We start from the raw sequence: 15,030 nt of genomic DNA, 5'->3' as shown, positions 1-15,030 counted from the left end.
ACATTCACAAAAGCGACCTTTGAGACATTTGCGGCCCCCCTTGACGGGCGAGACCGACGGGCGTTTTATGGGCGGGACGGCCCGGCGCGACGGACAGTTGCGCCGCATGGTCGCAATGCCGCGATCTGACCTAGGTCAGATCAGTTCCCGTGTCGTCGACGGCGCCCGGAGTGCCGGACGTCGTCGGACACGAGCCCCTGGACGCGCGTAGCGAAGGCGCTTCGGCGTTCCCCGATCGAGACATGGACGTCTTGATCGGCCCCGCGGGCCGATGCGCCGCGCACCGCGACCTCGCGGCCGCACCGGGCGGTCGGAGAAGCTCATTCACGTGATGGTTGCATTCCATCGCGCCAATACCGTGGCAATGCCACCTGCCATTTTTAGGCGCCCCTCCGATACGCCGGGACGTCGGGTTTCGCCAAGACTGGAGCCCCATCGTGATATTCAGACGAGGACGGCATTCCCTGCGCAAGGCAGGTCTGGCCTTTGTGGTCTCCACGGCCCTGGTGCTGGCGGGCGCGACGCAGGTTGTCGCCGCCCCCCCGGGCAACCCGTGGATGAACACAGCGCTCTCCCCAGACCAGCGAGCCGCGCTCGTGCTGGCACAGATGACGCTCGAGGAGAAGGTCGAGCTGGTCACCGGCGACCAGGGGGCCGCACCGTCGGCCTTCTTCAATGCGGGGATACCCCGGTTGGGGATCCCCGAGCTGAGGATGGCGGACGCCGGCGGCGGGATCGCCGACCGCGGCTGGACCCTCCCCGGTACCGGCAGCACGGCGACAGCCTTCCCCGACGGTGCCGCTCTGGGGGCAACCTGGGATCCCCAGGTTGCGCAGCAGTACGGGGCCGCGGTTGCTGTCGAGGCGAGGGCGACCGGTCACGAGATGCTTCTCGGGCCGGGCAGCGATATCGCGCGCCAGCCGTTCTGGGGGCGCGCCGGTGAGGGGCTGGGTGAGGATCCGACGCTGACCGCCTCCCTGACGACGCCGTACGTGCAGGCCGTGCAGGACAACCACGTCATCGCGAACCTCAAGCACTATGCCGGCTACGGCCAGGAAGTGAACCGCGGCGCCGGCCAGAACTCGATCATCGACGAGCGGGCGATCCATGAGATCTACACGAGCGCATATGCCGACGCGATCCGGAAGGCCGACCTCGGGTCGACCATGTGCTCGTTCAACAAGGTCAACAGCGTCTTCGCCTGCGAGAACGACTACCTGCTCCAGACGGTCCTGAGGGAGGAGCTCGCCTTCAAGGGTTTCGTGATCACCGACTTCGGCGCGATCCACTCGACCGCTCCCTCGCTCACCGCCGGCACCGACATGGAGACCGGGACCGCGGCCTTCTACGACGGGGCGCTGCTCAGCGCCCTGCACAGCGGAGCGGTACCCGTGTCCCTCGTCGACCGGTCCGTGCTCAGGATCCTGCGCACGATGTTCGCCATCGGCGTCTTCGACAACGATTACTCGCCGACCGCCATCCCCGTTCAGACGAACGGTGCACTCGCGGGGGCGGTCCAGGACCAGGCAATCACGCTGCTGCAGAACAAGAACGCGGTCCTGCCGCTCAGCCCCAGCATTCGCTCGGTCGCTGTGATCGGTGCCGACGCGAATGTCACCTCCCGGGTGGGCGGGTCCTTCGCCGTGAAGCCGACCTATCAGGTCTCCATCCTGGACGGCATCCGTGAGCGTGCAGCGCAGATCGGCGCCACGGTCAGCTACGCCCCCGGGAACGACCCGGTCAACGGCGCCTCGATGATCGAGACGGCGGACATGACCACGATTCCCTCTTCCGTGCTCACCCCAGAGAGCGGAACAGGCACGGGGCTCACCGCACGGCACTACGGGGACACGGCCTTCGGCGGAACCCCCGTGACCCGCGTGGAGGGTCAGGTCAACTACGACACGGGCTTCGTCGGAGGAGCGCCGGCGTTCGCCTCGCTGTACGCGTCGCAGGTCCCTCCCGTACCGCAGGTGGGCCCCATTCCCACACTGGCGAACCAGTCCGTCAGATACACCGGCTTCCTCACGGCACCGATCACTGGAAGCTACCGGCTGGGCGTGACCGGGTGGGGCGACGCCCGCGTCTACCTCGACGACCAGCTGATCCTGGACATGACAGGTCAGGCCGGCCTGCGGCGAGCTGACGCCACCGTTGCGCTGACCGGCGGTCAGCCCACGAGCATCCGCGTCGAGTACGCCGCGACCCACCCGCTGGTCCCGCTCCAGCCCGGCACGTTGGCCCTTCAGTGGGCACCACCCGCCGCCGCGCTGTCTCCAGCCATCCAGCAGGCGGTCGCGGCGGCAACCTCCTCCGATGTCGCCGTCGTCTACGTGCGGACGTACGAGTCGGAGGAACGCGACCGCGTCTCGCTCAAGCTGCCCCAGAGCGCGAACACGCTCATCGACGCCGTCGCCGCGGTGAACCCACGGACGGTCGTGGTTCTCGCCACCGGCGGGGCGGTCACCATGCCCTGGCTCGCCAACGTCGCCGGAGTGATCGAGAACTACTACGGCGGCCAGGAGGAAGGCCACAGCCTCACCCGGGTCCTCTTCGGTGACACCAACCCGTCCGGGCACCTGCCGATCACGATTCCCAGGAGCGAGCAGGAGCTGCCGCCAGGCGTCACCAATCCGTGGGCCGGCATCGGCAACCTCGATGTGCCGTTCACCGACAGTGTGAACGTGGGTTACCGCGGTTACCTCAAGGCGGGGGTGCAGCCGCTGTTCCCCTTCGGGTTCGGGCTGTCCTACACCACGTTCGACTACTCGAAGCTGCAGATCAAGGACCTGAAGCTCAAGGCCAACGCCAAGGGTGGTGACGAGGCGGCCCGGGTGACGCTCCGGCTCACGAACACGGGTGCGCGCGCCGGCAGCGAGGTCGTGCAGGTCTACCTCGGCAACTTGCCCGGCGTGACCGACCCGGTCAAGAAGCTCGCCGCCTACGCCAAGGTGAGCCTCAAGCCCGGCCGTCATTCGCAGGTACGCATCGACGTTCCACGCCAGGCGTTCTCCTACTGGGACGCGACCACCCACCAGTGGCTCACCCCGAAGGGCACCGTCAACGTCTACGTCGGATCATCGTCCGCTGACGTGAGGCTGGCGGGCACCGTCCAGGTGCGATAGGCAACGAATCGGTCCAGCCGTGGCGGCCGTCGAGCTCCTCCGGGCTCGGCGGCCGCACCCGTGCGGTGCTGCGGGCGCGTGCACCTAGAGGTCACGTGACGACGAGTCAGGGTGCTGCGTCGGAGCCCGAGCGCCTGCCGCGCAACACGTGCCGGATCGGCGCCACCACGACGCCGGCGGCACGCATGTCCGCGCGGGTGAGGCGGCGGCTGCGCAGCACGCCGACGATCCCGATGGCCCAGGGGACGGCGAGCACGGTGAACGCGAGGCGGTAGGCGTCGAGCGTGTAGGTCGTCGCGCCCGGTGGCGACACGAGCTGCAGCACCACGCCGACGGCGAGCACCGAACCGATCGTCGAGATGAACCCGCCGGTGTTGACGAAGCCGCTGGCGGTGCCGAGCGTCGAGGCGGGGGACCAGGTGCGTGCGAAGTCCATGCCGACGAGCGACACGGGCCCGCCCGCGCCGATCACGACGACGAAGGCGAGCAGCTGCCACATCGGCCGCGGGGTCGACGGAAGCAGCAGCGCGACCCACGCCGCGGCCGTCAGGGCGCACGAGCCGAGCACGATCCACGAGCGCCGCAGCGGGTGCCGCGCCGTGAGGCGACCCACGAGCGGACCGGTCACCATCGCCGACAGGGTGAGGGCCGTGAGCAGCAGGCTCGCCTGCGCCGGCGTACAGCCCTGCGCGGAGAGGAAGAACGGCACGCCCCACAGCATCCCGACGACGTTCGCGCTGAACGGCGTCGCGAAGTGGCTCCAGAACCCGAGGCGCGTGCCGGCGGTCTGCAAGGTGTGGCGCACGGCCGGGCCGAACCGTTGCGCGCTCTGCGCGCGGGGCGCGCGGTCCCGGATCGCGACGAACGCACCGGCCGACGCAAGCAGCCCCGCTGCCGCGAGGGTCCCGAACGTGGCGGTCCACCCCTGCCTGTGCAGCAGCAGCGCGACGGGGATCGCCGACGCCAGCTGGCCCGACTGCCCGATGATTCCCGTGACCTGCACCATCACCGGGATGCGCCGCGGCGGGAACCAGTCCGCCACGACGCGCAGCGCGCTGATGAAGATGCCCGCGTCACCGGCGCCGATGAGCACCCGTGCGAGCAGCGCCGTCGGCACGTCGTGCGCGAGCGCGAGCACCAGCTGCCCGGATGCCATGACGAGCGACCCCGTGGCGATCAGCGCACGCGGCCCGAACCGGTCGAGCAGCCGACCCGCGGGGATCTGCATCGCGGCGTACACCGTGAGCTGCACGACCGAGAACGCCGCGAGACCGGTCGCGCTGAGGCCGAACCGGTGGGTCGCCTCGATGCCGGCGACGCCGAGCGCCGTGCGATGCGTGACGGCGACGAAGTACGCGGCCGCCGCGGCGCCATAGACGATCGAGGGTGTGCGCCACCGGCGGCCGGCGGCCGGGGCGTCGGACATGGACTCACCTCGAACCCCGCAGCAGGCTCGGGCACGCGCGTCGTGCGGGCGGTGCGGGGACGAGTCGAGGGTACGGGGGGCGGGTGCCGGGTCGCGGCCCGTGTCCGCAGGGTGTGTCCACGCGCGAACGTCGCCGCCGCGGTGCTGGGGCGATCAGCGAGAGCGCTGGCAACGACGGGCCCGCGCGCGGCACCCGTCGCGCGCGTATCAGGGCCGCCGCAGCGCCGCTCCTGACTGTCACGGAACCAGCAGGGGGAACTCGTCATGGCCGAGAAGAGCACGGACAAGAAGCAGGTCATCAACGTCGCCCGCACGCAGTGGCGTGGTGATGAGATCGCCTACCGCGTCGGACGGGTGATCGCGAAGGTGAAGGTCGAGCGCGGGAAGCCCGACCCCGAGCGCGTCCGCAGGATCGCCGAGGAGCTGGCCGGCGAGATCCCGGACGCGCGCGTGCTCCGTGTGTCCGCGGGAACGGGCACGATCGTGCTGAGCGTGCCCGACTCGACCGACGTCGTCGCGGCCGCGGACCAGCTCTCCCACCGGGGCGACGTGATCTTCGCCGGGCCGGACCGGGTGACGTCGGTGACGGTGACCCCGAGCGACTCCCGGTACTCCGAGCAGTGGGGGTTCCCGAAGATCAAGGCGGACCTGGCCTGGGATCACCAGACGGGCGCGGCCGGGGTGCTGGTGGCCGACATCGACACCGGGATCAGCTTCGCGGGCGGCGCACTGACCCACCCCGACCTCGACGACGCCGGGCGGTACACCCTCGGCACGGACTTCGTCAGCGACGACGCGACGCCGCAGGACGCCCACGGCCACGGCACGCACACGGCCGGCACGGCAGCCGCCGAGTCGAACAACGGCGTCGGCGTAGCGGGCATGAACTGGGTGTCGCCCGTCTACGTCTGCCGGGTCTTCGACGCGTCGGGTAACGGTTCGGAGGCCGACTTCGAGGCCGCCGTGGAGGAGATCGTCGACTACGCCGTCGCGCACAGCCTCCGCGCCGTCATCAACCTGAGCGCGGGCTGGTTCACGGACAACCAGGTGCTGCGCGATGCCTGTGCCTACGCGCACGACCACGGGATGGTGCTCTGCGTGGCGACCGGCAACGAGGGCGGTGCGCTGCGGACCCCGGCGATCCACTCGGCCGACTTCGCGGGCGTGATCGCCGTGGGTGCGACGGACAGCGGCGACGCGGTCGCCAGCTTCTCCAACGTCGGGCCGGCCGTGAGCGTGGTGGCACCGGGCGTCGGCATCCTGTCGACCTTCCCGACGTACGACGTCACCGGCGACACCGTGCACGACTACGTCTCGTGGGACGGCACCTCGATGGCCACCCCGCACGTGACCGGCCTGGCCTCGCTGGCCTGGAGCCAGGTCCCGCAGCTGACCAACGAGCAGGTCCGCGACGTCGTGTGCAACACCGCCGTCAAGCTCGGTGCGGGCGACTTCGACGACTCCTGGGGCCACGGCAGGGTCGACGCGCTCGACGCAGTCCTCAAGGCCGGCTGGGCGCTGACGCCGGTGCAGCTGAACCTGACGTTCCTCGACGTCCCCGAGGGGGAGACCCAGCTACGCGCGATCCGCATCGACGTGCAGAGCTTCCACCAGACGGCGTTCGAGATGTCCGGGCTGCCTGCGGCGCCGTTCTCGATGCACAACTACTCGGGGTCGGTCACGCTCGGGAAGTCCACCGACTACGACACCCCGCGCGAGGTCTACCTCTGGGTCCGCTACACGGGCACGACCGCGGGCGACACGGCCAGCGGGACCGCCGAGGTCATGTGCACGACGACGGGCGCGGTGTACCCCGTCACCATCACGGCGAACACGATCGCGCGCCCGACCGCGGCGATGGCGCTCGTTCTCGACCAGTCGGGCAGCATGCTCGACCCCTCGGGCGTCGGGACGATGACCCGCGAGCAGGTGCTGCGCTTCTCCGCGGGGATCTTCGTCGACTACGTGCGCGAGCACAACGGCGTCGGCATGGTCACCTTCGACCAGGACTCGCACGACCTGCTCACGCCGGTCGCGGGCCCCTTCGGAGCTCCGGACGATCCCTTCGACCTCGCCCGGACCAATGCCCGCACCGCACTCGGCGGCTACGCGGCCAACCCCGCCGGGTCGACGGCGATCGGCGACGGGATCGGCGCGGGGCACGACCTGATCGCCACGACGACGGGCTACGAGAAGAACGCGATCATCGTCTTCACGGACGGCAAGGAGACCGCGTCGCGCTACATCGCGGACGTCGCCTCGCTCATCGACAACCAGGTGTTCGCGGTCGGCCTCGGCACGGCGAGCGAGCTCAACCCGGCCGCGCTGCGGGCGATCTGCCATGACCACGACGGCTACGTCCTGCTCACGGACCAGCTCGACGCCGACGACAACTTCAAGCTGGCGAAGTACTTCCTGCAGATCCAGGCGGGCGTCAACAACGAAGACGTGGTCGTCGACCCCGACGGGTACGTCGCGCCCGGCGCCGTCGTGCGGATCCCGTTCATCCTCAGCGAGGCGGACATCTCCGTCGACCCGATCGTGCTCATGCCGATGCAGGACCTGCTGCAGGTGGCCATCGAGACGCCGCAGGGAGACCTGATCGAGGCCGGCAACGTCGGATCGTTCCCGACCGTCAAGAAGGTCGACCGACCGAACATCTCCTACTACCGGATGACGCTGCCGGTGCAGGACGGGGTGTCCGTCAACGCCCAGGAAGGCACCTGGAACCTGGTGCTGACCGTCGACAAGAAGATCTACAAGCGGTATCTGAGCATCCTCAGCGACGGGCACCAGGAGGAGTTCCACGAGGCCGTGGCGCACGGCGTGAAGTTCACCGCGCTCGTCCACTCGTTCTCGAACCTGCGGATGGCGGCGACCCTGACCCAGGACGGCAACGAGCCGGGCGCGACCCTCTACCTGCGGTCCAGGCTCACCGAGTACGGCGAGCCGCTCCCGACCACCGCGAGCGTCCGCGCCGAGCTCACCGCACCCGACGGCTCGACCAGCACGGTCACGCTGGCCCCGACCGGCGGCGCCGTCTACGAGGCCGCGGTCCCGGCTCACCTGGCCGGCATCTACCGGTTCGTCGTTGGCGCGGCCGGCCGCACGTCACGCAGGATGCCGTTCACCCGGCAGCAGGTCGTCACGGGTGCCGTCTGGCGCGGCGGCAACGACCCGGACCCGAGGACCGACGACCCCGGCCGGCCCGGCACGGGTACCGACGACGTCTGCCACCTCCTGCGCTGCGCGGCCCGCGCCATGAGCCCGGAGCTGCGCAAGCAGCTGGAGGAGTCGGGCTTCTCCGTCGACACGTTCCTGAAGTGCACGTGCGGCGCGCGCCCGAAGGGGGAGCGCGGCTGACGACCAACCATCCCGCGGTCGAGGACCTGGTCTACGTGGGCCGGGTCCCGGAGCCGACGGCAGCGGGCGCGGCCGCGTCCGCACCGGCGGACGGGCGAGGTCTCCAGGCGGCGGCGACGAGCAGGCACAGGCCGGCGAGGGCGGTGAACGTTCCGGACACCGCCTCCCACCAGGGCCGCGTGTCGAACTCGCCGATGGCGTAGAGGGTGCCGACGAGCGGCGTGCCCAGGACCAGGAGCACTGACGCGGCGCGCGGCCATCCACGGGAGCTCACCGCGAACCGAGCGAGCAGGATCGGCGGTCCGAGGAACCAGACCGTCACCGACCACACGCCGAGAGCGGCCTCGACGACCTCACCGGAGAGTCCGGACCGCAGCGTCGCCACCCCGACCGCGACGAGCGCGATCTCCGAGAGAACCAGGGCGATCGCCGAGAACGGGCCAGGAGGGCGCCCGGTCAACGCCCACGGCAGCACCGGGAGCGCGAGGGCGAAGACCAGGATCGACAGCCCGGCGAGGGCTGCTGCGCCACCGGCGGGCTCCCACGGTTCCGTCGGCAGCATGAAGTCGAAGAGGTGGTCCTGTCGCCGCAAGCACGTTTCCGCGGCCCAGCCGTCCGAGCACGGGCCCGCCCAACGCTGCCAGGACGCGGCGTACATCAGCGCACCGGACGCACCCAGGAGGAGGCCGACCCCGACCCTCGGCAACCTCAGCCTCATCGGACCCCTCTCTGGCGTTCCAGTGTGCTGGGCGTGCCGGAACGACGCCAGGACTGTCGACGACGCGTGACGTCTGGCGGGTGTGGCCGGGATCGTGGACCATCTGGCCATGAAGAAGCCGCTGGATGTGGAGTGCCCCCGATGCGGCGCATCGCGCGGGAAGCCCTGCAAGACCGCTGATCGCGTGGCGCGAGAGCCGCACCGGAGGCGGGTGAAGGCGTCGGCCCACAAGGGCTGACGCGCGCGGGCTCGCGTCGCGATCAGTCCGCGGTGCTCCGCTCGCCGGCCCGCAGGAGCTCGAGCGCCTCGTGCTCGATCAGGACGGGCACGAAGTCGCGGACCGTCGACCCGGCGAACTGGGCGACCTGTGCCTCGACCACCTCGCGCACCGTGGACGGCGGGATGTCGGGGAACCGCTCGACGAGGCGGTCGACGACCTCGTCGATCGCGTGCGCCTCGTCCTCGATAGCCATGTCCGACAGGTTGCGGGGTTCGCGCCCCCCGCGTCAACCAGAGCGAGTTCTGCCCGCGATGCGCGACCACGAGCATCCGGGTGAAAGCGAGCCGTGCACCCGAGAGTTCGCTCAGGCGAAATCCGGCGGAAACCTGGGGCGTGCCACGCTGAACAGCAGGCGTCCCGAGGCCCCGGTTCGAGCTCGGCTCGCGGGCTCGGGTGTGCCACCCGCCACCTCACTCCTGGCCCTGGACGGACGATGCCGATGAGACCCCGACACGACGTACTCGTCGTCGGCGAAGCGTTGATCGACGTGAACGACGACGGCATGACCATCCGCGAACGCGTGGGTGGGAGTGCCGGCAACGTCGCGGTCGGGCTGGCGCGGCTCGGGCGCGACACGCTGCTGCACACCGCGATCGGGCGCGACGAGCGCGGCAGCGAGATCTCCGCCTACCTCACCGCATCGGGCGTCGGGCTGTCCGACTCGTCGGTGAGCCAGGTGACGTCGTCCGTCGCGCGTGCGGTCCTTCGCGGCGACGGCTCCGCGCGGCACGACTTCCGGATCCACTGGGAGCCCGCGTCCGACCCCGGCACGCTCGCCGCACGAGCCGTCCACGCGGGGTCGGTCGCTGCCTACCTCGAGCCCGGGGCGCACACGGTGCTCGAGCTGGTGTCGCGTGCGTACGGCCAGTCGCTGATCACGTTCGACCCGAAGATCGAGCCGGTCCTCGTCGGGGCGGACACGAGCATGCGCTGGTTGCGCTCCGGTGCGCCGGTGGTGGAGCAAGTCCTCGCGCGCTCGGTGCAGGCGGCCGCGCTCACCGTCGCCCGGCTGGGTGCGGTCCCCCCGACCGCCGACGAGCTGGAGCACGCGTCCTCGAACGCGTCGTGACGTCCGGAGCGCCGGTGGGCTGAGCGCCCGCCCGACTCATCCTGTTTCTCCCACGCTCACCCATTACTCACCTCTCGGCCATGTTCACCGGGTCGACTCCTAGCCGCGACGTCGTCGTCGCGGCAGGGGCCGACGAGGGGTGAAGGGATCAACCATGGGGACACGTGCACTGCGACCGCTCGGGATCGCGGTCGTCAGCGGAGCGCTGCTGCTGGGCGCCGCGACCGGCTGGGCGGCGACGGGCAGCCTCACCGGTCACGGTGACGCCCGTCGGCTGACCGGGGACCAGACGGCGGCTGTCAGGGAGCAGCTGCGCGGCGGCGCCGCGAAGAACGTCATCCTGCTCATCGGTGACGGCATGGGCGACTCGGAGATCACCGTCGCCCGCAACTACGCACTGGGTGCGGCCGGACGGTTCGCGGGCATCGACGCCCTGCCCCTGACCGGCCAGTACACGACCTACGCGCTCGACAAGGCGGACGGCAAGCCGGACTACGTGACGGACTCGGCCGCGTCGGGTTCGGGGTGGGCGACCGGCACCAAGACGTACAACGGCGCGATCTCGGTCGACGTCGCGGGCACCCCGCAGCGCACCCTCCTGGAGATCGCCCGCGCCAACGGGCTGCGCACCGGCGACGTCAGCACGGCCGAGCTGCAGGACGCCACCCCCGCGGTGCTCGTCTCGCACGTGACGGACCGCGGCTGCTACGCACCCACGGTCACGACGACGAAGTGCCCGACGAACGCCCTCCAGAACGGCGGCCTCGGGTCCATCACGGAGCAGCTCATCGGCAACCGCCCGGACGTCACGCTCGGCGGCGGCTCCACGTCGTTCAACGAGAAGGCCCTGGCCGGCCCGTGGGCAGGCAAGACGCTCTTGCAGCAGGCGACGGACCGGGGCTACCAGGTGGTCACGGACGCGGCGGGCCTGGCCGGAGTCACGCAGGCGAACCAGTCCACGCCCGTCCTCGGCCTCTTCGCGCCCGGCAACATGGCGACGCGGTGGGTCGGGCCGCTGGCCACGCACACCGGCGGCACCGAGCCGGCGGCCACCTGCACGCCCAACCCGGCCTACGTCGCCACCTCGCCGACGCTGGCCGCGATGACCACGAAGGCCATCGACCTGCTCCAGGGCGGGAAGAAGGGCTTCTTCCTGCAGGTCGAGGGCGCCAGCATCGACAAGCAGGACCACGCCGCCAACCCGTGTGGGCAGATCGGTGAGACCGTCGACCTCGACGAGGCCGTGCAGGCCGCGCTCACCTTCGCGAAGAAGGACGGCAACACCCTCGTCGTCCTCACCGCCGACCACGGGCACTCGAGCCAGATCGTCTACCCGAACACCCTGACGCCGGGCCTGACGCGCACGCTCCTGACCGCCGACGGCAAGCCGATGACGGTCGCGTACGGCACGGCCGACGTGGGCGGCTCGCAGGACCACACCGGCACGCAGGTGCGGATCGCCGCCTACGGCCCCCGGGCCGGCAACGTCGTCGGGCTCACCGACCAGACGGACCTGTTCTTCACCATCAGCGACGCCCTGCGGCTCGACCCGGCGGCACCGTCGCCGGCCGCGCCCGTGATCCAGAACGTCAACGTCACGGACGGCGCGGTCCTCAACGGGCGCCAGACCGTCCGGGTCACCCTCGACACCGAGCCGCGCTACACGTACATCGAGCTCAACCAGGGCGGCACCTGGATCACCGACAACACGAAGGCGCCGGGCAGCACGCAGGACGGCAAGCGGCCCACGCTCGTGCTGGACACGCGGGACTACCCCAACGGGGCGTACACGCTGAAGATCGACGCCGTCGGCATCGACGGACAGACGACGGAGAAGCTGGTGCAGGTCACCATCGCCAACCGCTGACCTCGTCTTCACGCAGGCGACGCATCCGCCGACCGGCGGGTGCGTCGCCTGCGTCCGCAGGGTCCGGGGTGCTCGCCGCCGTCCTGGGCGCCGTGGTGCTCTCGGGTGAGCGTCGAACATGCCGATCGAGGACTTCGCAGGTCGTCCGCAGGTCGCTGCCGCGGCCACGGACGAGAGGCCGCCGACGAGGACGCCGCCGAGGGCGCGGCGATGGAAGATCTGGACGTCCCGCGCTCGGACGACGTGTCCTCAGCGTCCCAGGGCGCGGCCGCCGGCCGGGGACATCGTGCGATCCGAGACGGCGATGTCCGCACGGGCGCCCGCCGCGGCGCCGGCGGCCCAGCCCCGGCCGGAGAGGCGACGCGTCATGCGGCGCACGTGCGGGAACGCGTCGGCCACGGCGGCGTCGACGTCGCGGTCCCGCGCGGCCAGGACGAGCTCGCTCGAGGTGCCTTCGGTCTCCGCCTCGGTGAGCACCTCGGCGTAGAACTGGCGCAGGCGGTCCGCGACGATCGCGGCGAAGCCGGCCGCGAACGCGCGCTTGTCGCTCGGCGTGCCGCCGTGGCCATACATCTCGGCGAGCATCTGAGGCTCGAGCGAGGCGACCAGGACGGCCGCCATCGACATGTCCGACGCGAACCCGAACGCGACGAACTCGGTGCCGGTGCCGTGACGCACCCGCAGGGGGCGGCAGCCGAAGGCGCCGTAGACGGCGTTGCGCAGCTCGATCCGGTCGGCCACCCACGAGCCAGTCACCGGGACATCGGTGCGGACCGGCTCGCGTGCCCGTTCGCTCGTCATCCGCACGGCGGCCGCGTCGACGCTGTGCCGCAGCATCAGCTTCTCGGCGCGGGTCCGGGCGAGCTCGCGCTCCGGCTCGTGCGGCGAGCCGCCGTCCGCGATCGCCAGCAGCGTGCGGATCAGCGCGAGGGTCTCGTCGGCGGACTTGGGCATCGGGCCTCCCGGGTGTGCGGTGGAGCCGTCACCGTAGGGGCAGGCGCCGACAGAGGGCTCGGGACGATCGTGTGGGCGGAGCCTGGCACCCTGAGTCCGTGACCACCCGCGACGCCGCGCTCGCCGTCCTCCGCCGTCTCGTCGGGAACCCGGACGCCCAGTTCCACGACGGGCAGTACGAGGCCATCGAGACGCTCGTCGACGAGCACCGGCGCGCGCTCGTCGTGCAGCGCACCGGATGGGGCAAGTCGGCGGTGTACTTCGTCGCCACCATGCTGCTGCGCGAGCGCGGCGCCGGCCCGACCGTGCTCGTCTCGCCGCTGCTGGCGCTCATGCGTGACCAGGTGGCCGCCGCGGAGCGGGCCGGGGTGCGGGCGGTCGCGATCAACTCGACCAACGCGCACGAGTGGGACGAGCTGCTGCAACGGTTGGCTGCCGACGAGGTCGACGTGCTGCTGGTGTCGCCGGAGCGGCTGAACAACCCCGCCTTCCGCGAGAACCAGCTGCCCGCCCTCGTCCGGCGCCTCGGCATGCTCGTGGTCGACGAGGCGCACTGCATCAGCGACTGGGGGCACGACTTCCGGCCCGACTACCGACGCCTGCGCGACCTCATCGCGACCATGCCGGCGGGCGTCCCCGTGCTCGCGACGACCGCGACGGCCAACAGCCGCGTCGTGGCGGACGTCGCCGAGCAGCTCGGCAGCGTCGGCACGGGCGCGGTCGACGTGCTCACCATCCGCGGACCGCTGGCGCGCAAGTCGCTGCGCCTCGGGGTGCTGCGGCTGCCCGACGCGCGCACCCGCCTCGGCTGGCTGCTGAGCCACCTCGGGGACCTGCCCGGCTCCGGGATCATCTACACGCTCACCGTCGCCGCCGCGCAGGACACCGCCCGCCTGCTGCGCGAGGCCGGCCACGACGTGCGGGCCTACACGGGCCAGACCGACCCCGCGGACCGGGAGGACGCCGAGGCCGCGCTCAAGGCGAACCGGGTCAAGGCGCTGGTGGCCACGAGCGCGCTGGGCATGGGCTTCGACAAGCCCGACCTGGGATGGGTGCTGCACCTCGGCGCGCCGTCCTCGCCGGTCGCGTACTACCAGCAGGTCGGTCGTGCCGGCCGCGCGACCGAGAGCGCCGACGTGCTCCTGCTGCCCGGCACGGAGGACCCCGACATCTGGCAGTACTTCGCCACCGCGTCGATGCCGAACCAGGACCGGGCGGAGCGCGTGATCGCGGAGCTGTCGGACCGGCCCCTGTCCACCCCGGCGCTGGAGGCGCTGGTCGACATCCGACGGACGCCGCTCGAGCTGCTGCTCAAGGTGCTCGACGTCGACGGCGCGGTGCGCCGCGTGCAGGGTGGCTGGGTCGCCACGGGGCTGCCGTGGACCTACGACGCCGAGCGGTACGCCCGCATCGCCGCGGCCCGGGAGGCCGAGCAGCAGCACATGCTCGACTACGAGCGCACCGACGGGTGCCGGATGGAGTTCCTGCAGCGCAGCCTGGACGACGAGACGGCGACGCCGTGCGGGCGCTGCGACAGCTGCGCGGGCGCCTGGTACCCGCGCGACGTGGTCGCGGACGCCGCCGCCTCGGCCGACCGCTCGCTCGACCGCGTCGGCGTGCCCGTCGAGCCGCGGGTGCAGTGGCCGGTCGGCGCCGACCGGCTCGGGCTGCCGGTGCGCGGCCGCATCGCCGTCGAGGAGCGGGCGCTCGAGGGGCGGGCGCTCGCCCGGCTGACCGACCTGGGCTGGGGAACCGCCCTGCGGGAGATCTTCGCGGCGGGCGCCGCGGACGCGCCGGTCACGCGCGCCATGCTCGACGGCTGCGTGCGCGTGCTCGCCCAGTGGGGCTGGGACGAGCGGCCGGTGGCGGTGGTCGCGCTGCCGTCACGTCGGCGTCCGCAGCTCGTCGACTCCCTGGCCCGCGGCATCGCCGACATCGGGCGGCTGCCCTACGCGGGGGCGCTCGCGCTGCGCGACGGCGGCCCGAGCGGGGAGCCCGGTGGCAACAGCGCGTTCCGCCTGGCGGGGGTCTGGCAGCGGTTCGACGCCTCGGACCTCGCACTGCCGCCCGGCCCCGTGCTGCTCGTCGACGACCTGGTCGACAGCCGCTGGACGGTCACCGTCGCCGCCCGGGAGCTACGCCTCGCCGGCGCCTCGGCGGTCCTCCCGTTCGTGCTGGCCTTGCGCGGCTGAGGCCCCGCGTGGACTACGTCACAGTGCCCATCGCCT

Annotated in this window: 10 protein-coding genes; 6 read left to right on the top strand and 4 right to left on the bottom strand. The window is 71.7% G+C overall.

Features of this window, described 5'->3' with window-relative positions; translation table 11 throughout:
* The first annotated feature begins 488 nt into the window (after window positions 1-488).
* Window positions 489-3,125: a beta-glucosidase gene (locus tag AC1DYZ_RS14860; protein ID WP_477065960.1), complete on the top strand. Its 2,637-nt coding sequence runs from the start codon at window positions 489-491 to the stop codon at window positions 3,123-3,125.
* 106 nt (window positions 3,126-3,231) lie between these two features.
* Here the strand turns inward: AC1DYZ_RS14860 and AC1DYZ_RS14855 are convergent, their stop codons facing one another.
* A complete protein-coding gene (locus tag AC1DYZ_RS14855; RefSeq protein ID WP_477065959.1) occupies window positions 3,232-4,551 on the bottom strand; it encodes an MFS transporter in 1,320 nt (439 codons plus the stop codon).
* A 264-nt stretch (window positions 4,552-4,815) separates the two neighbouring features.
* Between AC1DYZ_RS14855 and AC1DYZ_RS14850 the strand changes: the two genes are divergently transcribed.
* A complete protein-coding gene (locus tag AC1DYZ_RS14850) occupies window positions 4,816-7,914 on the top strand; it encodes a S8 family serine peptidase (protein ID WP_477065958.1) in 3,099 nt (1,032 codons plus the stop codon).
* Window positions 7,915-7,945: 31 nt separating this feature from the next.
* Here the strand turns inward: AC1DYZ_RS14850 and AC1DYZ_RS14845 are convergent, their stop codons facing one another.
* Window positions 7,946-8,506, bottom strand: coding sequence for a hypothetical protein (locus tag AC1DYZ_RS14845; RefSeq protein ID WP_477065957.1), 561 nt, complete (start codon window positions 8,504-8,506; stop codon window positions 7,946-7,948).
* 235 nt (window positions 8,507-8,741) lie between these two features.
* Between AC1DYZ_RS14845 and AC1DYZ_RS14840 the strand changes: the two genes are divergently transcribed.
* Window positions 8,742-8,870 carry a zinc finger domain-containing protein gene (locus AC1DYZ_RS14840; RefSeq protein ID WP_477065956.1) on the top strand — a complete coding sequence of 43 codons (129 nt, stop codon included), beginning with the start codon at window positions 8,742-8,744 and terminating at the stop codon, window positions 8,868-8,870.
* A gap of 22 nt (window positions 8,871-8,892) precedes the next feature.
* Here the strand turns inward: AC1DYZ_RS14840 and AC1DYZ_RS14835 are convergent, their stop codons facing one another.
* The gene (locus AC1DYZ_RS14835; RefSeq protein WP_477065955.1) at window positions 8,893-9,105 is read right to left on the bottom strand and encodes a three-helix bundle dimerization domain-containing protein; all 213 of its coding nucleotides are present in this window, start codon (window positions 9,103-9,105) and stop codon (window positions 8,893-8,895) included.
* 246 nt (window positions 9,106-9,351) lie between these two features.
* On the opposite strand from AC1DYZ_RS14835, the gene AC1DYZ_RS14830 reads away from it, so the two are divergent.
* Window positions 9,352-9,981, top strand: a complete 630-nt coding sequence (locus AC1DYZ_RS14830) for a PfkB family carbohydrate kinase (protein WP_477065954.1) — start codon at window positions 9,352-9,354, stop codon at window positions 9,979-9,981.
* Window positions 9,982-10,135: 154 nt separating this feature from the next.
* Window positions 10,136-11,848, top strand: a complete 1,713-nt coding sequence (gene phoA, locus AC1DYZ_RS14825; protein WP_477065953.1) for an alkaline phosphatase — start codon at window positions 10,136-10,138, stop codon at window positions 11,846-11,848.
* Between the two features lie 249 nt (window positions 11,849-12,097).
* Here phoA and AC1DYZ_RS14820 read toward each other — a convergent pair whose 3' ends face one another.
* Window positions 12,098-12,802: a DUF7168 domain-containing protein gene (locus AC1DYZ_RS14820; RefSeq protein ID WP_477065952.1), complete on the bottom strand. Its 705-nt coding sequence runs from the start codon at window positions 12,800-12,802 to the stop codon at window positions 12,098-12,100.
* Between the two features lie 98 nt (window positions 12,803-12,900).
* On the opposite strand from AC1DYZ_RS14820, the gene AC1DYZ_RS14815 reads away from it, so the two are divergent.
* Window positions 12,901-14,994 carry a DEAD/DEAH box helicase gene (locus AC1DYZ_RS14815; protein WP_477065951.1) on the top strand — a complete coding sequence of 698 codons (2,094 nt, stop codon included), beginning with the start codon at window positions 12,901-12,903 and terminating at the stop codon, window positions 14,992-14,994.
* Window positions 14,995-15,030: the final 36 nt, after the last annotated feature.

The organism is Cellulomonas sp. P1_C4 (genome assembly GCF_056406355.1).
Note: the sequence above shows the minus strand (reverse complement) of the source record. Positions and strands in the feature narration are given on the sequence as shown.